The organism is Vibrio sp. YQ_11, from assembly GCF_043103065.1.
Lineage (GTDB): Bacteria > Pseudomonadota > Gammaproteobacteria > Enterobacterales > Vibrionaceae > Vibrio > Vibrio parahaemolyticus.
On the sequence record NZ_JBICJM010000005.1, the window covers coordinates 416654 to 437098 of the forward strand.

Sequence of the window (20445 nt, forward strand, 5' to 3'; positions counted from 1 at the left end):
AAAACACTTCCATCTGTCACTTTTTGAAAACACTGTACCTAATTACATTAGCAGTATCTCAAAACATAAAACAAGCGTGAGTGAGGCGATCATGTTAATCCGAGCCATCCCTTTTGTATTTGTCATCCTTTGGGCTTCTGGATTTGTTGGTGCGCGTTTTGGTTTGCAATATGCTGAGCCAGCGACACTGCTTTCTATCCGTATGGCATTCAATGTCTTACTGTTTTTGGTTCTTGTGGCGGTATTGCGTAGAAGGTTGCCGACAGGAACAGATTTTTGGCACAGCTGCGTGGTTGGGGCGTTAATCCACGGTTTCTATCTGGGCGGTACTTATTTCGCTATCGCTTTGGGTATGCCAGCGGGGTTGGGTTCGTTGCTGGTGGGCATTCAGCCGATTTTAACCGCGGCTTTGCTGGTGGCGTTTGTTCGTGAGGAATTTAAACCCTCGCAATGGCTGGGTTTGGCTCTTGGTTTTGTCGGTATCGCTATGGTGTTGATGGGCAAAATGGAGTGGCAATCCGAGCAGCACAAAGTGTTGGCCATTGGTTTGTGTTTATTGGCTTTGGTTGGTATCACGCTAGGGACGCTGTATCAGAAAAAACATTGCCAACAAGTGGATATGGTTGGTGGTGCGACAGTGCAATATTTGGCCGCGCTCATCATGTTTCTGCCTGTTGCGATGCGGTTTGAAACCATGCAAGTGCAATGGGAACTGGAGTTTATTTTGACCGTGTTGTGGTTGGTCGTCGTGCTCTCTTGTGTGGCGATTCTATTGTTGCTGTATATGGTGAGAAATGGCGCGTCTTCGAGTGTGGCGTCTGTGTTTTACCTAGTGCCGCCAACGACGGCGATTCAAGCTTGGCTCGCGTTTGGAGAGTCGTTTGATTGGATGGGCATTTCTGGCTTTGTCCTAGCGGCTACGGCGGTGTATTTGGTGGTTAAAAAACCAGATCTGACGATAAAAAAGGCTATCAAAACGGAATATACCTAAATTAGGTAGGGACATTCACGTGCCAGTGAGTACAATTCTGCCTCATCTTAATCCGTGGAGCAGAGTGATGACGGCAAAGCCAGACCGAATGACCGCGATGCGTAATATCATCGACCAAGTAAAAGCTGAACTACCGATTTACGAACCGGAAACCTTTGTGTGTGGGCCGGAAGGGCAGTGCATCGGTTGTCCGAAGAAGTTACTGGAAATGGTGGATTCAGAGCTGAGCTATTGGGAATCGGCTATGGAGCGCGGCATTGTTCCGCAATTCGATGAGATTCGTCGTTTTGGCAAAATGTGCACGAATGTTCGTCGTGGTCTGGTGCGAAATAATGTGCCTTTACTCAATAGCTAGAGAGTGAAAATCGTCTAATATCTGATACATAGCGTCGTTTTGTTGCACTGCTCTTTGGCTGCTGTTCTCAAGTTTGAGTGGTGTTTGTCTCTTCTTACCCCTTGGGCCTTTAATCGTAAGAAATTGGCGATATATTGGCTCGGTCTCACATGGATGTGGGGCTATTGTCTTGGGCTAGTTGAGATAGGAAACGTGAAATCAAAGGGATTTACGCTGATGGAAATCACCATAGTGCTCACCACTTTGGCTTTCATCGCATTAGCTGCTTTACCAGTACTACTCGATATTCATCGCCAAGCATACGCTGCGATGCTGCACAGTTCTCAGTCTTCTTTAGGTACGGCTCTCAAATTTTTCCATGCTCAATCTGTGATTGATAACGCTTACGACCAAGAGCACGTTCACTACATTGACCGACAAGTCAAAACACGCAAAGGCATGCCAGAAGCCAGCGCCGACAGTATTCGTGCTTTATTAGAAATAGACCTGCCTGCCAGAGGCTACTCGAAAATTGACGTGCCGTGCAAAGGCAGTGATTTTTGCATCATCGGTCAGCAGTACCCAAACAGTGCTCATTTTGTCGCGATTCCTGATTATCCGTTCTTAGATAAATCGGGCGTTGATCGCGTGGTGTACATTTGGCCGCAGGGTTACACATTGGCAGAAGAAGCGTGCTATTTCTACTACGTGAATCAAGCCTCGACCGATTCAATTGTTCAAGGGCATGTGACGCAAGGGTGTTAGTCCCGAATAAGTGTTGCGAACAACGGTTACCGAGAATCTACAAATCGGGGTTGTTCGAACGGCGTTGCGCTTTATTCAATACCATTTTTTGACTCATTAAGACCTTGCCATTTGGCAAGATCACTTCCCCAAGTACTCCCTGATGTTCAAACCCAAAGCGTTCATACAAAGCAATCGCTGGTGTGTTGGTTTTGTATACGTTGAGTACGATTTGGTCGTAGCCAAACGCCCAACCGCGCGCGATTGCCATTGATAATAATTTCCGTCCTAATCCTTTGCCTCGGTAGCTTTTGTCGATGTGAATACCAAGAATACCGACGCGAATGAGCTGCCCGCCTTCGTAACCGCACATTTCTGCAGGGAAGATTTCAACGCTGCCAATAAGTTCTTGGTGGTCAAACGCGACAAACTGAGGGATGGATTCGTTCTCAACACGTTGCAGGATACTACGAAGTGTTGTGTTATCGGGGGCTGGAGAAATCAAAAACTCCCCCTCGGAGTACACACGATTCCACAGCGCGGTGAAGCGCTCGATATCGCTTACCTTGATGGGTCTGATTTGCATTCATCTTCCTTGATTAGTGCAGGTAACGGTTAGGGTATAAGCTCAGATAAACAGCGAATTTGATGGGGAATGGGCTCGGCTGGTGCATCAGCGCCCGTTGGGTTAAACCAAATTGTGTTTACGCCCGCTTGCATGGCGGGATAAATGTCTTTGTGAGGTAAATCGCCGACCATGGTTATTTCACTCACGTTAACCCCTAACTGTTTTGCGACGGCGAGATAAAACTCAGGTTGGTTTTTAGCGATACCGAGGTTGGCAAAACAAAAATAGCCATTTAAGAATTGGTCCAAGTCGACGCGGACGAATGCACGTTGAACCTCTTCCATGTTGGAGTCAGATGCACTAGTCGCAATGTAAATGGGATTATTTTGGGAAAGTACTGCCAGCGTTTCGGTGGCCTGAGGAACCGTTTCTACGTGTTCCCAATCGCACATTTTTCCTTGTGCGTGAGGGAAATCTACCATCAAGGTGTTCCCCCAATCGAAAAGATAAATCATGTTCGAATCTCCTTTATACCCAAGCATCTTGAAGTCACTTGGGTATATCAGTACATCATATCGCCTTTTCTAAAATCGGGGGACAAATCGAAGTGATAAATGCGATTTAGTCGGCTTTAGTCGTGAAAAGCGTTTAATTGCCGCTATCGTTACAAATGTTTCAGCATAATGCGTGAGTTAGTTTTAAAACCTTGATTATCTTAAAAACGCTGTGCTGGCTGATTGAATTCCATCACTTCCAATCGAACTTGCGTGGCATTGGCATCGCGCGCCCATTGCTCGCAAGCTTGGAGCAGTTGACGACCTATTCCTTGCTGTTTTTGCTCTTCATCGACAACGATCGTCCCCACGCGGCAAATTGGGTCTTTGATCAGAAAACTGACGGTGTCGTTTTGAGTGATCATCGCGGTTAAGAAGCCGAGAATTTGCTGTTCGCGTTCGGCAACCAAAAAGAGTCGCTCTTTGTTCTCTAGTGCTTGCGCAAGAAATTCTCGATCAGCTTCTGAAGGCGCAACAAAGGCTTCTGGCGCATTCGCAAAATGCAGTGAATTGATCTGAAAATTAAGCTGAAAAATTCCGTCTAAATCATTGGGAGTAGCTTGTCGGATGTGGATTTGCATTCTATCTGCCCCCAGCAATATCGATAAATGATCCTGTGACATAAGAAGCTTCGTCACTCAGTAGCCAAGCGATCGCATTCGCCACTTCTTCTACTGTGCCGCCGCGTTTAAGAGGAATTTGAGGGCTCAGTCTATCCACTCGGTTTGGTTCTCCGCCGTCGGCATGCATATCGGTATAAATGAAACCAGGTCGAACGCCATTGACGCGAATATTGCGCTCTGCCAACTCGAGCGAGAGCCCTTTGGTTAAGGTATCCATCGCGCCTTTTGATGTGGCGTAATCAACATACTCAAATGGCGCGCCTGAGCGTGACGCTCCAGAGGAGACATTCACAATGGCACCGCCCGCACTGAATCGTTTCGCCGCTTCTCGACAGCAGAGAAAACAGCTATTCACATTGGTGTTCATTACTTTCTGAAAGCGTTCCAAGCTGATTTCTGACAAAGGCGATTGAGTAAATAGGATGCCCACGTTGTTGACCAAGTGCGTCACTGCACCAAATTCGCGTTCTGTTTCATCAAACAAGGAAAGCACTTGCTGCTCATCGGCTACGTCTGCGGCGATGGCAATGGCTTTCCCGCCGTTTGCTTGTATTTCTGCTACAACTCGGTCGGCGGCCTCTTGCTGAGTTCGATAATTAACACAAACGCGATAGCCTTGCTCGGCCAGCTTTTTCGCAGTTGCGGCTCCAATGCCTCGGCTTGCGCCGGTAACGATGACTACTTTATTCAAAATACGTCCTTATTTTTGTCGCGAGTAGATTTTATCGGCGTAGTGTTTGCCACCGATTTGGTATGCGTCTGGAATGACTTGAGAGAGTTCGAAGCCGCATTTTGTGAGTACGCGCTCTGATGCGACATTTCCTTCGGTCACTGTGGCTGAAAAGCGGCGGATATCGTGCGTGGTTTCTGCCCAGTGCAGCAAAGCATTAAGTGTTTCTGTGCCGAATTGCTGGCCATGAAACTCGAGCAGCAACAAATAGCCCACTTCGGCTTTGTCTTCCTCTAGTACAAAACCCGTGATCCCGATAGGTTGTTGAGTATTTGCATCGAAAATGGTCAAGCACAACCAATGGTCACACTCTGGTGTCCAGCTCGCTAAACGAGATTCAAACTTGTCGCGTAACACTCGCTCGTCAGGTTTATCGAAGCAGAGAGCGATGACACTAGGCTCGATATGTAAACGCTGAAATAGCGCCCAATCTTCTGCTCTGATTGGGCTCATTGTGGTTCTGGGTGTAGATATGAGAGTCGACATGCACATCCTTAATGCATCGAGTTGAATTGCCAGTCTCTCATTCTCTTAGCTTATTGATCAAACCGTTCAATTTAGAAAAGTGATTAATGTTGTGAATGTCGAATTGTGCAAAAAATTTGCGCTAGATATGAATTCATGGGAGCTAAATAACGAAATTTCATTCTTGAGACGCATAGAGCAACACGGAAATGATGTGGATCAAGAGAGAGCTACCCATAAAGTAGTATTTTGCGATCTATAATTACATTTTATTTGGAAGTGTTGCTAATTATGTCAATAAAAAAACGATATGTTGCACTGCTGGTTGCTGCCGGCATTGGTGTGGGCTGGTTAACATTAGGTGGTACTGCAGCGGTGATGCATTACACCTCTGATACTGAGTTCTGTCTCTCGTGCCACTCTATGGAAATCCCTTACAAAGAGTACCAAGGCTCAGTGCACTTCAGTAATGCGAAAGGCATTCGTGCCGAGTGTTCTGATTGCCACATCCCACAAGAACCGATGGACTACCTGATCACGAAGATTCGTGCATCGAAAGACATCTACCATGAGTTTGTGACTGGCAAGATCGACACGCCAGAGAAATACGAAGCACATCGTAAAGACATGGCTGAAACTGTATGGGCTCAGTTCCGTGAAAATGATTCAGCGACGTGTCGTTCGTGTCATGATTTCGATGCAATGGAAGAGTTTGAGCAATCACGCGATGCGGCGAAGATGCATGAATACGCGAAAGCGAACGATCAAACGTGTATCGATTGTCACAAAGGTGTGGCTCACTTTGCACCAGAAGCAGAGCTAGACAGCAAAGCATTCGAAACGCTGATGAGCTTCACGACGAAGACAGCGGCTAACGCGAAGGTAGTTTACCCAGTAACAACGATTAATATGGGGGAAATGGGTACCATCAATCCAACAACAAAACTGGAAGTGATGAGCGCGGAAGGAGACAACCGCACTGTTAAGTTGAATGCATTCCAAATGAAAGGCGCAGAACAAGTGCTTTACATGGGAGAAGGTCAACGTGCCATCGTAGCAACGCTAACAGAGCAAGGCCAACAAGCGCTTGAAGCTGGTGAATTTGAGGCGGATGTTTACGGCAACGAATGGCGCGCAGTTTCTCTAACAGGTGCTATTGATTCTCCAGTTGTAGACACGCTTGAACCAGTATGGTCATACGCAGAAGAGTTGGACAACGTTTACTGTGCAACTTGTCACGCGAAAATTCCTTCAAATCACTTCACAGTGAATGCATGGGGACCGGTAGCGAAAAGTATGGGTGATCGAACTGATATTTCAGCCGAGAACCTAGAAATTCTAACCAAGTTCTTCCAGCACCACGCGAAAGATGTGGTTGGTCACTAACGATAAATAGAAGGATAAGATTATGACTAATATGACCCGTCGCGGATTTCTAAAAGGCACTGGTATGGCGGCTGGTGCAATGGCATTCACTTCATTTGCACCTATGTCTGTTGCGTCTTCTAATGCTCGCGGCAAAGGCATTCTAACGGCGGGCCGCATGGGCCCAATGTTGTGTGAAGTACAAGATGGTAAGTTGGTTTCGACCACCAATGCTCTGCCTCAAACTGTACCAAATAGCCTACAAAGCACCGGTCCTGACCAAGTGCACACTAAAGCGCGTGTTAAGTACCCAATGGTTCGTAAAGGTTACTTGGCAAACCCATCAGCTCCCGAAGGCGTTCGCGGCAGCGATGAATTTGTACGCGTGTCTTGGGATGAAGCTTACAAGCTGATCCACGAACAGCACATGCGCATTCGTAAAGAATATGGCCCGGCTTCTGTGTTTGCTGGCTCTTACGGCTGGCGTTCAAGTGGCGTGCTGCACAAAGCACAAACCTTGCTGCAACGTTACATGAGCATGGCAGGCGGCTACTCAGGCCACTTGGGTGACTACTCAACGGGTGCTGCGCAGATCATCATGCCGCACGTTGTGGGCTCTATCGAAGTGTACGAGCAACAAACCACGTACCCAGTGGTACTAGAGCACAGCGATGTGGTTGTGCTTTGGGGCTTAAACCCGATCAACACCCTAAAAATCGCGTGGAGCTCAACAGACTGTGCTGGTCTTGAGTTCTTCCATCAATTGAAAAAATCAGGCAAGACGGTTATTGCGATTGACCCTATTCGTTCTGAAACCATTGAATTCTTTGGCGAGAATGCGGAGTGGATTGCTCCTCACCCAATGACCGACGTGGCAATGATGATGGGTATCGCACACACCTTAGTGAAACAAGGTAAGCACGATAAAGCCTTCCTCGATAAATACACCGCAGGTTACGACAAGTTTGAAGCGTACCTGATGGGCGAAGAAGACGGCGTAGAAAAATCAGCAGAATGGGCATCACAAATCTGTGGCGTACCTGCGAAGCAACTTGAGCTACTGGCTGACATCTTCAGTAAAAACCGCACCATGCTGATGGCGGGTTGGGGCATGCAGCGCCAACAATACGGTGAGCAGCGTCACTGGATGCTGGTTACACTGGCAACGATGTTGGGTCAAATCGGTTTACCGGGCGGTGGTTTTGGTTTCTCTTACCACTACTCAAACGGTGGTAACCCTGCTCGTGATGCTGGCGTTCTTCCTGCGATTTCGGCATCACTGGGTGGTGGCTCTTCTGCGGGTAACGACTGGGCAGTGTCTGGCGCGGTGCAAAGCTTCCCTGTGGCGCGTATTGTCGAGGCGTTGGAAAACCCAGGTCAATCCTACCATCACAACGGTCATGAACTTACGTTCCCGAACATTAAGATGATTTGGTGGGCTGGCGGTGCGAACTTTACTCACCACCAAGATACCAACCGCTTGATTAAAGCGTGGCAAAAGCCTGAGCTGATCGTGATTTCAGAGCCTTACTGGACGGCGGCTGCGAAGCATGCGGACATCGTTCTGCCAATCACCACATCGTTCGAGCGTAACGACTTAACGATGACGGGTGACTACAGTAACCAACACTTGGTGCCAATGAAGCAAGTGGTTGAGCCGCAAGGTGAAGCGCGTAATGACTTCGATGTATTCGCGGACATGGCAGAGATGCTAGCACCGGGTGGCCGTGATGTGTACACCGAAGGCAAAACCGAAATGGAATGGCTGTACGGCTTCTACAAGGCGGCGCAACAAGGTGGCCGTGGCTCTCGCATTGCAATGCCGAACTTCAGCAAGTTCTGGGAAGATAACCAACTGATCGAGATGAAGTGGAACGAGAAGAACGCACAGTTTGTTCGTTACGCGGATTTCCGTGAAGACCCGATCATGAACCCGCTAGGTACGCCAAGTGGTAAGATTGAAATCTTCTCGAAAACCATTGAAGGTTACCAGTTGGAAGACTGTCCTCCACACCCTACGTGGATGGCACCAACCGAGTACACCGGCAATGCAAAAGATGGCGAGTTGCAGCTAATGACCGCGCACGCAGCGCATCGTCTACACAGCCAGTTTAACTACGCGAAGATTCGCGAAGAGTACGCAATTGCAAACCGTGAACCTATTTGGATTCACCCTGAAGATGCGAAAGCGCGTGGTATTAAAACGGGCGATCTAGTTCGTGCGTTTAACAACCGTGGTCAAGTATTGGTTGGCGCAGAAGTGACTGACCGAATCAAGCAAGGTTCAGTATGTATTCATGAAGGCGGTTGGCCGGACTTGGATCCGAAAACCGGCATTTGTAAGAACGGCGGTTGTAACGTGTTAACGTTGGATATTCCGACCTCTCGACTTGCAAACGGCTGTGCGGCTAACTCGGCACTGGTTCGTATTGAAAAATACACTGGCCCAGAATTAGAACTAACAGCGTTTGAACCACCAAAAAATGGCTAGAAAAAAGTAGCGCTTGAAAGCAAGAAGCCAGCGAATCGCTGGCTTCTTTTTTTCTAGTAATCGTTCACATTAGCGTGAAGCAAGAGAAACAAACGGCATCTGTTTCTTAATCTGAAATGTCGGGAGTAAAGTAAATACAATCGCGACAAACAAGACTGAGCCTATTAAATCTTCAGGGCGATGCATGCCCAGCCATAAGCGGCTATATGCGACGCTCATTCCCCACATCCATAATGACAGTGCAGAGATATAGTACTTGTTCTGCAAGAACAACCCACCAAAGAAAGCCAGACAAATCGAAACGAAAATCGTATGACCGGATGGGAAAGAATAGTCTTTCTCGCCTTGCCAATGGCGCGTCCGCCAATCACTGACGTGTTCAGAAATCTGGTTAATTACGTTGGCTTGTTGCTTTGTATCTAACTGATAAAACGTTTCTGGTGTTTCAATCAATTGTTCTGCTGCGAGCAATTCCGTGTATGGGCGCGGGCTTTCTGTCATCAGCTTTAGCCCCGTTTTGCTGGCAAAGCCAATCACAAGTAATAGCCCTAACATTGAGAGTTTTTGCATCCACTCAGTGCGACTTGGCTTAAAGCGAAATAAAGAAAGCAGTAGCAGTGTTAACGTAATTAAAAAGCCTTTGCTGCCAGCAGAGTCAGTGAGCAAAGTAAAAGTAATACCCAGATTTTCAGGCACCTGTGAGGTGAGATCGTGATAAGAGCCAAACAGCGACATTGGGATGATGCCAAGAACAAACAAGGCGAGCATCATCAATCCATATTTTTTGGTTTTCATTGAGAGCGTTTTGTTTTTATGAGGGTTATTCAACCACGTGAAAATAAGGGGCTTATCTTACGTTATCTGGCGTGAAAAACTTATCAACGCTTTGTCAATTTGACGAGAGAATGAAGGTTGAGTGGTGAATTGATGATATTTATCCGGAAGGTAAAGGCGCTCATCCTTAAGCGCTGGGGTCTTAATCCATCAGAGAAAGTAAGTATTCTGCTGCTTTGGTTGGGTTTTCTGCATGACAAATGGCAGAAACCAAAGCCAAACCATGTACACCTGTCGCACTCAGGGCAGGAATGTTGGTTTCGTTGATGCCACCAATAGCGACGATTGGTAAGGACGTGGTGTTCAACGCCATCTTCAAACCTCCAATACCCCAGTGTTTTTTGGTGTTGGTTTTGGTCGGCGTAGCGAAGATGGCACTCAAGCCGATGTAATCAATGGGCAGAGAATCCGCCTCTGCCAGTTGATCTTCAGTCTCAATCGATAAGCCGAGAATCTTGTTTGGGCCAATCAATTGACGAGCGATCTCTGCTGGCATGTCTGACTGCCCGAGGTGAACACCATCGGCATCGACGGCAAGGGCAACATCAACACGATCATTGATGATTAACGGGACGCCAGTGCCTTCAAGGATCGTCTTCACGGCTTGAGCTCGTTCAATAAATGCACGAACATCACCATGTTTTTCGCGCACCTGTACCATGGTGACCCCACCTTCTACCGCCTTTCTTACAACGTGTTTGAGAGTGGATAAATCTTGTTGGTCGTCGGTGACCAAATACAAACGATAGGCGTTCATTGTGTTTCCTTTCGCCTCCCACTTTCGTTGGAGTGAGAGGCGTTTAAAGCATTGAGAAGCGATTTATCTCACTTGTAATGTAAGACGTGTTGCCAGTGTTTTTTCATCCAGTTGGTAAAGCTCATCCAAAAGATGCATTTGCAAGCTACCTGGCCCTCGCGCTTGCTCAGCCGCAATTTCACCCACAACGCCAAGCACCGCTGCCGCAGCAAGGCCTGTTTCGTCGCCGATTGCTGCGAACGCGCCAGTCAGTGCCGTTAGTGTGCAACCCATGCCCGTTACGTATGGCATCATCTCGTGACCATTATTTAGCTGGACGGTTTGCTCTTTTGTCACGATGTAGTCAGTTTCGCCGGAGATCACCACACTTGCTCCGTATTCTTCAACTAAGAAGTGAGCGGCTCCTAACGCAGTATCGCTACTGTCGAGTGCATCCACACCTTTGCTTTGCGCTTGCTCACCAGCGAAAGCAATGATTTCGGAAGCATTACCACGAATGATTAACTTGTTTGCAAGGCGGGAGATTTCGCGCGAGGTTTCGGTGCGTAGTGAACTTGCACCGCAACCGACAGGGTCGAGCACAACAATTTTACCGTTCGAGTTGGCTTGCTCTACAGCGTAGATCATGCGCGGCGTCCAAACGCTGTCTAGGGTGCCGATGTTGATCACCAAAGCGCCTGCAAACGACATCATTTCTGCCATTTCTTGCTTTGAATGCGCCATGATTGGCGAAGCACCGATAGCCAGCAAAGCGTTCGCCGTGTTGTTCATCACCACGTAGTTGGTAATGTTCACGACTAAAGGCTTTTTCTGACGCACTGCGGTTAATGCTTGAGTGATTTGTTCTATTAACATGAGATTCTCCAATTAACCTTATTGTGCGTTTAGACCTTGTTGCCAAAACGCCACTTCCATACGCGTTGCGGTTTTGAAGACCTGAATCAGGTTTTGACCGCGCTGGCTGTGGATGTCGATTTCAGCCAGCAACTGGTTAAAGTGTTCGGCCCCACTTGCCACGCCTGATTGGAACTCTTCACCGCCGTACAAGTTAATCCAACTTGCGTAAGGATTGCCTTCGAATACCGTGTTGTCATCTTCAATCAGCATTTTACCAATGACGGCGTAGCCGATGGAGCAAGGGGCGAGCGCGGCATACAAGTCAACTAAGTCGCCCGTCATTCCCGCATCCAGTACGTAGCGCGTGTAAGCCACCGTGCCAAAATCTTCCGGCTCGTTTTCGAGATCAGATTCCGTCAATCCCCACTGACCGCAGTAGGTAACATGGTGGGCAATCTCTGAATCTAAAAGCGCATGTACACTTGGTAGTGCGCGGCGCATGTCGTTTAACGTACGTGCTTTGTAGATTGCCAGCGCATAAGCTCGCGCGTACTGTTTTAGGAATAAGAAATCTTGCTTCAAGTAATGTAGAAAACAAGGTTGAGCCAGTGTGCCTTTGGCTAATTGCTGCACGAAGGCATGCTCAGTGTATTCTTGCCAATCTTGGCGGCAACCGTCGATCAAATCTTGGTATTTCATAATGGGGCAGCCTCGTAATTAGTCAAAGCTCGGTACGTAATCTTTCGCTTTTGGTAGCGTTTCGATGATTTTTTGTGAATACATGAACTCGGCGTAATCGTCGTAGCGTTTTAGGTCAACTGCCGATGGGCGAAGCGCGAAACGAGTTAACGTGTCATTCCAAGCGCGTTGGTTGAGCTCGTTGTTTAGCGTGTCTGGTGAGTAAGCGACAAACTCTTTCCAAGACTCTTTAGGGTGGTTGACGATGTAAGTGGTCGCTTGCTCCAGCGCTTTGTTGAACGCTTTAATAGCCGCTTTGTCGTAGGTTTTTGCATTCGCCACAAACACCAGTTCGTCATACGCTGGTACGCCGTATTCTTCTGGGAAGAAGGCTTTGGCTTTGTAGCCTTCTAGCGCAAGTTGGTTGGTTTCGAAGTTACGCAAGCCGCCCCAAATAGCGTCTACTTTCCCTGAGGCAAGAGAGGAAGAGAGTGCCCAACCGACGTTGATGATTTGCACGTCAGAAAACTTCACGTTCTCCTGCGCAAGCATGGTGCCGATTGTCGCCTCTTCGTTACCTGCGATCGCAATACCGATCTTCTTGCCCTTAAGGTCGCCAAGGTTGTCGTTCTTGCCGTTATCCAACACCATCAATGTGTTGAGGGGAGTAGCAATCAAGGTCGCAGAGCGAATTAATGGCAAGCCAGCCGCTACGTCGATGGTTAAGCTCGGCTGGTATGAAATCGCCATATCGACTTTGCCAGCCGCAACTAGTTTGGGTGGTGTGCTTGGGTCGGCGGGTTCTTGGATATTGACCTTCAAACCTTGCTGTTTAAAGTAGCCGCGCTCTTGTGCGATCACGATAGGGCCATGGTTCGGGTTAACGAACCAATCCAGCATTAAAGTAAGCTCCTTTTCGGCAGCAAGTACGTTAGTTGAAACGATTGAAGCGAGCAGAGCAGCAGCGCTCATGAGTTTGTTTTTATTCACGGGGTTCTTCCTTTTTCTTTCCCTATTTGTTTTCCCAGGGAATGGCTTTTTTCAGTAATTTGTCAGTGGTGAAATAGAGTGCGATAGACAGCGCGGCGAGAATAAACAGCGCCGCGAACATCTCATCGATGATCATGCGTGCGTTGGCTTGCAGCATCAGATAGCCAAGGCCCTCACTTGAACCAACCCATTCACCTACCACGGCACCAATCGGCGCAATAACCACGGCAACACGAATACCAGACGCTAACGTTGGCAGGGCGGCAGGTAGTTGAATATGGTGCAGTAATTGCCATTTCGATGCGCCCATGGTTTTGGCAAGATCGAGGTAACCAGTTGGTGTATTGCGTAAACCGTCGTAGCAACATGTCGTGACGGGGAAAAAGATGATGATCGCCGCCATTACTACTTTCGATGCAATGCCGTAACCCAGCCAAAGCATGAGCACTGGCGCGATAGCAAATACTGGAATTGCTTGGCTAGCGATAAGAATCGGCAATAGCCAGCGTTTGAGCGGCTCGAACATCAGCATTTGCAAAGCGAATAGCAAACCCATCGATAAGCCGAGTGCGAGGCCAAGTAGGATCTCTTGTGCCGTGACCCAAGTGTGTTTGAGTAGCACGTCGTATCGAGTGATTAATCTATCCAATACTTCAATTGGCGAAGGCAAGATGAAGTTTGGCATGTCAAACACCACTACAATGAGTTGCCACAAACCTAAGATCACCGCTGCGCTGATCAGCAGACGCAACGCCGGATGAGTCACGCGTTCCTTTTTATTAATACGCACCGAAACGGAGTTGTACTGAGTCATATCACTCATAGTCTTTCTCCAACTGATCCAAAATCGCTTGCTGCAGAACTGCGCACTCTCCATCGAGAGCTCTTGGTGGCTTGGAGTTTGGAACAACCAAGTGCTGTGCTTGAGCTGGCGTGCCTTGTAACACATAGAGTTGATGCGCCAATCGCACTGCTTCTTGCGGATCGTGCGTAATCAAGACAACGGTTTTGTCCTTTAGTAACTCGGCAGAGAGAGTTTGCAATTTGTGGCGAGTCACGGCGTCCAATGCTGAGAAAGGTTCATCCATCAAAACCAAAGGTTTGTCTTGCATCAGAGTGCGAGCAAGGGCTACGCGCTGTCGCATACCTCCAGAGAGTTGAGCGAGTTTGGCGTAAGCGTAATCTGCTAACCCAACGTGCTCTAACAAGTTGAGAGCACGTTGTTTCTCATCCGTTGGATTTGAGTTGGCGTAAGAAAAGCGCGAGCTAAGGCAGACGTTATCCAGCACGTTCAACCAAGGGAGAAGCAAATCCTGCTGAGCCATGTAAGCGATACGGTCATGCAGTGCTGCGCCATCGGTTGTGATGAGTTCGCCATGCCAGTCAACTTGGTCATCCAGTAGGCCAGCTAAGTAACGCAATATCGTGGTTTTTCCGCAGCCACTTCGCCCGAGTAATACCGTCCATTGACCGATAGGAATGGTCATGTTCACTCCCGCTAAAGTCGGTGTTTGGCTGTCTTTGTATTGCAAACTGGCGTCGGAAAGCTGAATGCCAATCGCGTTAGCGAACATAGGTATGACCCGCAAAGAAGTGATGTACTGGTCCGTGACCTTTCCCCACTTCCAACTCATCCGCATGAGCGATGGCTTGGCTGATGTACTGTTTTCCTAAATGCACGGCTTTGTGCAGGTTGTTGCCTTGACCAAGGTAAGACGCAATAGCGGAAGACAGTGTACAGCCCGTACCGTGGGTGTTTTGGGTTGGGAAACGCTTGGCGCTGATTAACTCGGCACTGTTTTGCATGATCAGCAGATCGTTGCTGTTTTCATCTTCTTCAAGGTGACCGCCTTTGAGCAGAATGGCTTTGGCACCAAGCGCACGAAGGTCGTCAATCATGTCACTCATTTCTGCCTCAGATTGAGGTACAGGCTTACCTGTCAGTGCGGCACCCTCTGGCAGGTTAGGAGTGATGATGTCTGCCAGTGGAATTAGTTCTTCTTTTAATGTGCTGATTGCTGATTGCTCAAGTAGCAAATCGCCGCTGGTGGCGACCATGACGGGATCTATCACAAGATGTTTAGGCTGGTACTGTCTGATCTTGCTGGCCACCACTTTGATGATGTTCGAATCCGCCAGCATGCCGACTTTTACCGCTACAATATTGAGATCGGTAAACACCGCATCGAGTTGGCTTTCAACGTGATCAAGTGGGATAGGGAAAATGGCAGAAACGCCTTGTGTGTTTTGCGAAGTGATGGCGGTAATGACCGAGCATGCAAAACTGCCTGTTGCCGACATCGCTTTGATGTCTGCTTGAATACCTGCGCCGCCGCCACTGTCGGAGCCTGCGATGGTCAATACGATAGGGGTAGGTAAGGCTGGCGTCTGATGTGAATAAGGCTGTGATTGCTGTGTCATGGTCGCTCCTATTACAAGACGTATAGGAACTGACTTTGACCGCTGTGGGCAGATCGATTGTTCGATCGTTTCACTCGCCAAAGAGAGGCGGCGAAAGGCAAAGTGTGCATAGTTCCCTACGTCAGTGCTAACTGAATCAGGTTCAACGGGTCTCGAATTTCGATCTCAGCCTACGCTTATCACGTGGCCCCCCGACTATTTCGCTCGGATGATAACAGGACGCTTACTCAAGAGATACGTTTTTTGAGAGTAATTATTATTGAGTATTCAATTATGCGAAGTGAGTGATAGAGTAAGCTTCTTAATACTTTGTTGCGCGGAATTTTCCAGTGCAACGCTCTGATGAAAGAGCAGAAACTGGAATATTAAATAAAGAGTCGTGGTCTCTTTTGGCAAGGATTAGCATAAAACAAGGTTAAAAAACTGTTAAAATTTAACGCGTTGCCAATTTAACTTTACGGAATTCATCGAAAGTTATTTAGGAAGGCTAAGACGATCATCGAGCAAGGAGACTTCATGCTTAATTCTGTAACAGCGAAGTCAGTGATCGATCATGCTCTGTTTTTAGGAGCTGATTTCGCTGAGCTATTCGTTGAACATCATCAAACCAACACCGTCCAGATCGCATCTGGTGAGGTGGACAATGTAAATTCAGGTATCGATTTTGGTATCGGTATTCGCCTCTTCTTCGGTCACAAAGTGCTTTACGGTTACACCAACAGCACGGACGAAACCGAACTAAAACGCGTAACATCACTGCTTGCCGCGAAAGACAAACGTGAGCAAATCGCGTCAGCGGGTTCTTTGAATTTGAACCGCTACCCAATCCAACACGGTTGCCGCATGCCGCTAAGTAAGGATGCTAACCTAGATTCAAAAATCGCGTTTCTATTGAAAGTTGACCAAGCTGCGCGTGCAGAAAGTGAGTACATCAGCCAGTTCATTGGTAGTGTGCTTCAGCGCGAGCAGCAAGTGTCTATCTTCAACTCAGAAGGTTTGCATGTAGACGATACGCGTCACTACATTCGTGTGGCGGGTAACACTGTTGCTCAGAAAGGCAATGAGCAATCTTCTGGCATGGAAGGCCCGGGGGCACTGGCTGGTTGGGAATTCAGTGAGCAGATCGATGCGAAAGAGTTGGGTCAAACTATCGCGCAGCAAGCGTTAGTGAAATTGGGCGCGGATGCTTGTCCATCGGGTGAAATGCCCGTGGTAATTGGTAACGGCTTTGGCGGCGTTATCTTCCACGAAGCGTGTGGCCACCTGCTAGAAACCACTTCGGTTGCGAAGAAAGCGTCGGTATTCCACGACAAAATGGGCGAAATGGTTGCTCACACTGCAGTGAACGCTGTCGATGATGGCACCATGACCAACGAATGGGGCTCGATTCATGTTGATGACGAAGGCATGAAGACTCAGCGAACTCAATTGATCAAAGACGGTAAGCTAACTAGCTTTATGGTCGATAAAATGGGTGGCATGAAGACAGGTTATGAGGCTACGGGGTCTGGTCGTCGTCAGAACTACAAGTTCGCACCAACCTCGCGGATGCGTAACACCTTTATCGAAGAAGGCGAGCATTCACTTGACGACATGCTGGCAGGTATCGAACGTGGTATTTACGCCAAGAAGATGGGTGGTGGCTCCGTTCAACCAGGAACGGGCGAATTCAACTTCGCCGTTCGTGAAGCGTATTTGATTGAAAACGGCAAAATTACCAAGCCTTTGAAAGCGGCGACACTGATCAGTACTGGCCCTAAAGTATTGAAAGAAATCAGTATGGTCGGTAAGGACATGGCACTTGCCCCAGGTATGTGTGGTTCAGTAAGTGGCGCAGTACCAACCACAGTCGGTCAACCAACCCTTAAAGTGGACAATATTCTGGTAGGAGGCGGTAACTAATGAGCCAAGAACAACAACTTCTTAATGCGGTTGATTACGTCCTGTCAGAAGCCAAACGCCAAGGTGCGGAAGCGGATGTGATTGTGAACCGTAACAGCAGCTTTTCGCTGAAAGCAAACCAAGGCAAGCTGGATGAGTACAAAGTCAGCTCAAGCCAAGTGCTGGGTGTTCGAGTCATTAAAGATGCTCGTGTCGCGACAAGTTATTCTGAATCATTAGAGCAACCAAGTTTAGATTTGATGCTCACAAACGCGCTGCAAAGTGCTCGTTTTTCTAAGCAAGATGAACATCAAACCATCAGCTGCGTAAACAGCAAAATCACCACTGATATTGCAGAAATTGCGCAAGACGATACCACATCGGTCGATGAGAAAATTGAACTGTCCCTCGCGCTTGAACAAGGTGTTGTGGCTCAGCCTCACGCTTCAAGCTCACCATACAATGGTTATAGTGACGGCGAAACTCAGCTCATCATCGCGAATACTCAAGGTACGTTATGTCAACATTTCGAGCGCTCTTTCACTTGTTACGCGTATACCTTATTTGAAAAAGATGGCAAACAGTCGATGGCAGGTAGAATGTCGTTAGGTCGCCGTTTTGATGAGTTGAATCCAACTTACTGCATTGAAGGCGGTTACAACCTTGCTCGCGATCTTCTTGATGGAGTACCAGTTGCGACAGGTAACTATCCGGCTATCTTCCACATCAATGCGCTAGCAAGTTTATTCGGTGCTTTCGGCAGTGCGTTTTCTGGTGTGAGTGCGATGAAGGGCATCTCGCCACTGGGTGACAAGCTTGGTCAATGTGTTGCGAGTGACTTGATTACCTTTACCGATGCGGCATACATGCCGAATGGTATGGCTATCGCAGGGTTTGATAGTGAAGGTTTTGCCACCCAAGACAATGTGTTGATCGCCAATGGCCAACTGAATACGCTATTGCACAATAGCCAAACAGCAAGTTATTTGGGTGCAGTGTCGACGGCAAGTGCTGCTCGCGGTGCAAAATCGAGCTTAGACGTGTCAGCGAATCACAAAGTGATTGCGACAGGCAACAGCAGTGCGTCAGAAATCAAAGTAGGTGAATACCTAGAATTAGTGGAACTGCAAGGGGTTCACTCTGGTGCAGATGCTGTCAGTGGTGATTTCTCATTTGGTGCGAGTGGTTTCTTGTGCCGTGATGGTCAACGTGTTCAACCTGTGCGCGGAATTACAGTTGCAGGTAACTTCTATAAGATGCTGCAAGAAGTAGAAGCTGTGGGTGATACGCAGCTTATTAATGACAGCCGCACTTTCTTCGCGCCAGATGTGCGTTTTGCTCGATTGAGTATTGGCGGTAAATAAGCGCGGCATAGAAAGTCAGAAACAAAAAAGAGGACTCAATCGAGTCCTCTTTCATCATCTAGCAACGTGTACGCGAATAACTAGAATTCGCGGATATCCAGTTCGTTGTGGATCAATACTACACACTGAGAAGCAAACAGCATCTTAGGTCCAAGGCTGATTTTCTCAGTACCTAGGCGCTTCAAGCTGTTGAACGACTTCTTCGGCATCGGAATGTGGTCGGTTAGCAAGAAGCATGGGTTTTCACCAATTTCTGCATCACGAACAAATTCGCCTTTCTTGTCCAACATATAAAGTTGGTGGTCTTCCGCCAGTTCTTGAACCAAGCGTTCGAAGCTCACTGTACGAACCGTAATACCCGGCTCAACTTCACGAAGCTGCTCTTTACCCATACCAACAGATGCGTCCAACGCACGGGCAACGGCAGCGATCAACGTTGACTCGTGAAAACCACCAATATTGGTAATGTCGTTTGAACGAATGGTAATCGTGCGCGAGTAATCCTTCGTGCTCTCTAATACCAAATGGACAACCACATCTTCACGGTGAGATTGTGCCACGAACATGGTGTTCATCATGGTATGAGCAAGGATCTCGGTATGCGCCTCGTTACCAACACCTTCTAATAGTGCTTTGCTGGTGGTTGGCGCCGCGCGAGCTCGTAAAACAAAAGAGCGCATGAATTTAGCCTCTATATAGAAAGAGTGAATGCGCGGAAGTATATACCCAAGCAGGGAACGGATGCGAGTTTAATAGTAAATGTGAACTTACTTACAAAGCTTCGATTGTGGAGTTGGGTGTGCTCGTTAGAATAGGAGGCAACCCTGTTAGGAGCGGTATATGGAAATCAAACAGATAAATAAAGACATTTATAAAAAGAAAGTAAACCTTGTGATTGGCGGTTTTGTTGCGTTGCTCGCCATCTCCTCTCTTGCCTTTAGTACCTTGTTGATTGTTTTGTTTGGCAACACTGAAGTCGTACCAGAACAATCAACGGGCAATTTCCATTGGAATTTGATTGGTGTCGTTCTCGCAGTTGCAACTTCCCTCTCTTTATTGAATCAAATTAAAACTCGACCATACATGGAAGAAGTGCTGTACGTTTGGAAACTCAAGCAACTGCACAACAAAATCTTTCGTAAACTAAAAAGCATTAAAGCAGCCGCGAGCAATGACGATGTAAAAGCACTCACTACGCTTAAGTTCTATTACACCACGCAACGCCAAGTGTTTGAGCTAGACAACAACACATTGACGATGAGTAGTGTAAATAAAGAATTAGAGGCAATTGAGCAAATCGAAGCGGAGCAATCACTGGATCTTGATATCACCAGCTTTAAAGAGAGCTGGGTAGACACATACTGATTGCCTATTTGCTACTTGAAGTTAACAACTGAGTGCTAAAAATAAGCGTTTGAGTGAGATTTCATCACTCAGCGCTTTTTTTTGAGTTTTTTCTTCAAAAAGGGTTGCCAAGAAAAATCATCTCCCTATAATGCGCCTCCGTTGTCAGGGCAAAGCGGAAACGCAAAAGCAGTTAGCAACAAGGCGAATTAAAAGCTTCTAAAAATTAATTTAAAAAGTGTTTGACACCAAGAATTAGTTCATTAGAATACGCCTCCGCTTTGAGAGAAAAACTTCTCGCAAAGCAAGCTCTTTAACAATATAGACCTATCAATCTGTGTGGGCACTCGTTGATGATAATCCAATTAGATACCTCGGTATCAAATTAGGTTTCAATGATACGAAGTGACCATTCGAATTGGGAAGCAGCCTTGAGCTGTTTTGTTTTACTTTTTCAAAAGTGAAAACCAATAA

The 20445-nt window shown here is 47.5% G+C and carries 21 protein-coding genes, 1 pseudogene and 1 riboswitch; of the genes and pseudogenes, 8 read left to right on the forward strand and 14 right to left on the reverse strand.

Annotation, left to right across the window (positions count from 1 at the left end):
- The first annotated feature begins 91 nt into the window (after positions 1 to 91).
- The 3 genes from ACF8EG_RS02395 to ACF8EG_RS02405 all read left to right on the forward strand — a co-directional run bounded on the left by ACF8EG_RS02395 (position 92) and on the right by ACF8EG_RS02405 (position 2090).
- Complete coding sequence (locus ACF8EG_RS02395; protein ID WP_069505652.1) at positions 92 to 991, forward strand: DMT family transporter; 900 nt, start codon at positions 92 to 94, stop codon at positions 989 to 991.
- Between the two features lie 67 nt (positions 992 to 1058).
- The gene (locus ACF8EG_RS02400) at positions 1059 to 1346 is read left to right on the forward strand and encodes a hypothetical protein (protein WP_005459922.1); all 288 of its coding nucleotides are present in this window, start codon (positions 1059 to 1061) and stop codon (positions 1344 to 1346) included.
- 153 nt (positions 1347 to 1499) lie between these two features.
- On the forward strand, positions 1500 to 2090 hold the full coding sequence (locus ACF8EG_RS02405) for a type II secretion system protein (RefSeq protein ID WP_265349347.1): 591 nt from the start codon (positions 1500 to 1502) through the stop codon (positions 2088 to 2090).
- Positions 2091 to 2127: 37 nt separating this feature from the next.
- On the opposite strand, the gene ACF8EG_RS02410 is transcribed toward ACF8EG_RS02405, so the two are convergent.
- The 5 genes from ACF8EG_RS02410 to ACF8EG_RS02430 form a co-directional block, all read right to left on the reverse strand.
- Positions 2128 to 2655, reverse strand: a complete 528-nt coding sequence (locus ACF8EG_RS02410; RefSeq protein ID WP_031813557.1) for a GNAT family N-acetyltransferase — start codon at positions 2653 to 2655, stop codon at positions 2128 to 2130.
- 29 nt (positions 2656 to 2684) lie between these two features.
- Positions 2685 to 3152, reverse strand: coding sequence for an HAD family hydrolase (locus tag ACF8EG_RS02415; protein ID WP_031854235.1), 468 nt, complete (start codon positions 3150 to 3152; stop codon positions 2685 to 2687).
- Positions 3153 to 3352: 200 nt separating this feature from the next.
- Positions 3353 to 3772, reverse strand: a complete 420-nt coding sequence (locus tag ACF8EG_RS02420) for a GNAT family N-acetyltransferase (RefSeq protein ID WP_079752400.1) — start codon at positions 3770 to 3772, stop codon at positions 3353 to 3355.
- Position 3773: 1 nt separating this feature from the next.
- Positions 3774 to 4505, reverse strand: coding sequence for a glucose 1-dehydrogenase (locus ACF8EG_RS02425; protein WP_069505654.1), 732 nt, complete (start codon positions 4503 to 4505; stop codon positions 3774 to 3776).
- Positions 4506 to 4514: 9 nt separating this feature from the next.
- Positions 4515 to 5030, reverse strand: a complete 516-nt coding sequence (locus tag ACF8EG_RS02430; RefSeq protein ID WP_069505656.1) for a GNAT family N-acetyltransferase — start codon at positions 5028 to 5030, stop codon at positions 4515 to 4517.
- A gap of 270 nt (positions 5031 to 5300) precedes the next feature.
- Between ACF8EG_RS02430 and ACF8EG_RS02435 the strand changes: the two genes are divergently transcribed.
- Complete coding sequence (locus tag ACF8EG_RS02435; RefSeq protein ID WP_069505658.1) at positions 5301 to 6395, forward strand: NapC/NirT family cytochrome c; 1095 nt, start codon at positions 5301 to 5303, stop codon at positions 6393 to 6395.
- Positions 6396 to 6417: 22 nt separating this feature from the next.
- Positions 6418 to 8865 (forward strand): trimethylamine-N-oxide reductase 2, encoded by a 2448-nt coding sequence (locus tag ACF8EG_RS02440; RefSeq protein ID WP_005459941.1) that lies wholly within the window; start codon positions 6418 to 6420, stop codon positions 8863 to 8865.
- Positions 8866 to 8934: 69 nt separating this feature from the next.
- Here ACF8EG_RS02440 and ACF8EG_RS02445 read toward each other — a convergent pair whose 3' ends face one another.
- From ACF8EG_RS02445 to thiD, 8 genes and pseudogenes are all read right to left on the reverse strand, one after another.
- Positions 8935 to 9660: a phosphatase PAP2 family protein gene (locus ACF8EG_RS02445; protein ID WP_025793500.1), complete on the reverse strand. Its 726-nt coding sequence runs from the start codon at positions 9658 to 9660 to the stop codon at positions 8935 to 8937.
- Positions 9661 to 9841: 181 nt separating this feature from the next.
- Entirely contained in the window at positions 9842 to 10456 is a 615-nt protein-coding gene (gene thiE, locus ACF8EG_RS02450; protein ID WP_021821247.1) for a thiamine phosphate synthase, read from the reverse strand.
- 63 nt (positions 10457 to 10519) lie between these two features.
- Positions 10520 to 11311: a hydroxyethylthiazole kinase gene (gene thiM / locus ACF8EG_RS02455; RefSeq protein ID WP_025793499.1), complete on the reverse strand. Its 792-nt coding sequence runs from the start codon at positions 11309 to 11311 to the stop codon at positions 10520 to 10522.
- 18 nt (positions 11312 to 11329) lie between these two features.
- A complete protein-coding gene (gene tenA / locus ACF8EG_RS02460; RefSeq protein ID WP_069505660.1) occupies positions 11330 to 11992 on the reverse strand; it encodes a thiaminase II in 663 nt (220 codons plus the stop codon).
- 18 nt (positions 11993 to 12010) lie between these two features.
- Complete coding sequence (locus ACF8EG_RS02465) at positions 12011 to 12961, reverse strand: ABC transporter substrate-binding protein (protein ID WP_021452761.1); 951 nt, start codon at positions 12959 to 12961, stop codon at positions 12011 to 12013.
- Between the two features lie 22 nt (positions 12962 to 12983).
- A pseudogene (locus ACF8EG_RS02470) lies at positions 12984 to 13718 on the reverse strand (ABC transporter permease); the annotation flags it as partial.
- Between the two features lie 58 nt (positions 13719 to 13776).
- Positions 13777 to 14535 carry an ABC transporter ATP-binding protein gene (locus ACF8EG_RS02475; protein ID WP_069505664.1) on the reverse strand — a complete coding sequence of 253 codons (759 nt, stop codon included), beginning with the start codon at positions 14533 to 14535 and terminating at the stop codon, positions 13777 to 13779.
- Positions 14525 to 15382: a bifunctional hydroxymethylpyrimidine kinase/phosphomethylpyrimidine kinase gene (gene thiD, locus ACF8EG_RS02480; protein WP_017447010.1), complete on the reverse strand. Its 858-nt coding sequence runs from the start codon at positions 15380 to 15382 to the stop codon at positions 14525 to 14527. The genes ACF8EG_RS02475 and thiD overlap by 11 nt, the downstream gene beginning before the upstream one ends.
- A 96-nt stretch (positions 15383 to 15478) precedes the next feature.
- A riboswitch (TPP riboswitch) is annotated at positions 15479 to 15586 on the reverse strand.
- A 312-nt stretch (positions 15587 to 15898) separates the two neighbouring features.
- Between thiD and ACF8EG_RS02485 the strand changes: the two genes are divergently transcribed.
- Positions 15899 to 17284, forward strand: a complete 1386-nt coding sequence (locus ACF8EG_RS02485; RefSeq protein WP_025793496.1) for a TldD/PmbA family protein — start codon at positions 15899 to 15901, stop codon at positions 17282 to 17284.
- Entirely contained in the window at positions 17284 to 18627 is a 1344-nt protein-coding gene (locus ACF8EG_RS02490) for a TldD/PmbA family protein (RefSeq protein WP_069505666.1), read from the forward strand. Before ACF8EG_RS02485 ends, ACF8EG_RS02490 begins: the two co-directional genes overlap by 1 nt.
- 80 nt (positions 18628 to 18707) lie before the next feature.
- On the opposite strand, the gene trmY is transcribed toward ACF8EG_RS02490, so the two are convergent.
- Entirely contained in the window at positions 18708 to 19307 is a 600-nt protein-coding gene (gene trmY, locus ACF8EG_RS02495; protein WP_005459965.1) for a tRNA (pseudouridine(54)-N(1))-methyltransferase TrmY, read from the reverse strand.
- 160 nt (positions 19308 to 19467) lie between these two features.
- Here trmY and ACF8EG_RS02500 point away from each other — a divergent pair, with 160 nt between their 5' ends.
- Entirely contained in the window at positions 19468 to 19992 is a 525-nt protein-coding gene (locus tag ACF8EG_RS02500; protein ID WP_025633342.1) for a DUF3087 domain-containing protein, read from the forward strand.
- Positions 19993 to 20445: the final 453 nt, after the last annotated feature.

Coding starts and splice junctions, on each gene's coding strand:
- ACF8EG_RS02395 (WP_069505652.1), top strand. CDS start 92: ATGTTAATCCGAGCCATCCCTTTTGTATTTGTCATCCTTTGGGCTTCT.
- ACF8EG_RS02400 (WP_005459922.1), top strand. CDS start 1,059: ATGACGGCAAAGCCAGACCGAATGACCGCGATGCGTAATATCATCGAC.
- ACF8EG_RS02405 (WP_265349347.1), top strand. CDS start 1,500: ATGTGGGGCTATTGTCTTGGGCTAGTTGAGATAGGAAACGTGAAATCA.
- ACF8EG_RS02410 (WP_031813557.1), bottom strand. CDS start 2,655: ATGCAAATCAGACCCATCAAGGTAAGCGATATCGAGCGCTTCACCGCG.
- ACF8EG_RS02415 (WP_031854235.1), bottom strand. CDS start 3,152: ATGATTTATCTTTTCGATTGGGGGAACACCTTGATGGTAGATTTCCCT.
- ACF8EG_RS02420 (WP_079752400.1), bottom strand. CDS start 3,772: ATGCAAATCCACATCCGACAAGCTACTCCCAATGATTTAGACGGAATT.
- ACF8EG_RS02430 (WP_069505656.1), bottom strand. CDS start 5,030: ATGTCGACTCTCATATCTACACCCAGAACCACAATGAGCCCAATCAGA.
- ACF8EG_RS02435 (WP_069505658.1), top strand. CDS start 5,301: ATGTCAATAAAAAAACGATATGTTGCACTGCTGGTTGCTGCCGGCATT.
- ACF8EG_RS02440 (WP_005459941.1), top strand. CDS start 6,418: ATGACTAATATGACCCGTCGCGGATTTCTAAAAGGCACTGGTATGGCG.
- ACF8EG_RS02445 (WP_025793500.1), bottom strand. CDS start 9,660: ATGAAAACCAAAAAATATGGATTGATGATGCTCGCCTTGTTTGTTCTT.
- thiE (WP_021821247.1), bottom strand. CDS start 10,456: ATGAACGCCTATCGTTTGTATTTGGTCACCGACGACCAACAAGATTTA.
- thiM (WP_025793499.1), bottom strand. CDS start 11,311: ATGTTAATAGAACAAATCACTCAAGCATTAACCGCAGTGCGTCAGAAA.
- tenA (WP_069505660.1), bottom strand. CDS start 11,992: ATGAAATACCAAGATTTGATCGACGGTTGCCGCCAAGATTGGCAAGAA.
- ACF8EG_RS02475 (WP_069505664.1), bottom strand. CDS start 14,535: ATGTTCGCTAACGCGATTGGCATTCAGCTTTCCGACGCCAGTTTGCAA.
- thiD (WP_017447010.1), bottom strand. CDS start 15,382: ATGACACAGCAATCACAGCCTTATTCACATCAGACGCCAGCCTTACCT.
- ACF8EG_RS02485 (WP_025793496.1), top strand. CDS start 15,899: ATGCTTAATTCTGTAACAGCGAAGTCAGTGATCGATCATGCTCTGTTT.
- ACF8EG_RS02490 (WP_069505666.1), top strand. CDS start 17,284: ATGAGCCAAGAACAACAACTTCTTAATGCGGTTGATTACGTCCTGTCA.
- trmY (WP_005459965.1), bottom strand. CDS start 19,307: ATGCGCTCTTTTGTTTTACGAGCTCGCGCGGCGCCAACCACCAGCAAA.
- ACF8EG_RS02500 (WP_025633342.1), top strand. CDS start 19,468: ATGGAAATCAAACAGATAAATAAAGACATTTATAAAAAGAAAGTAAAC.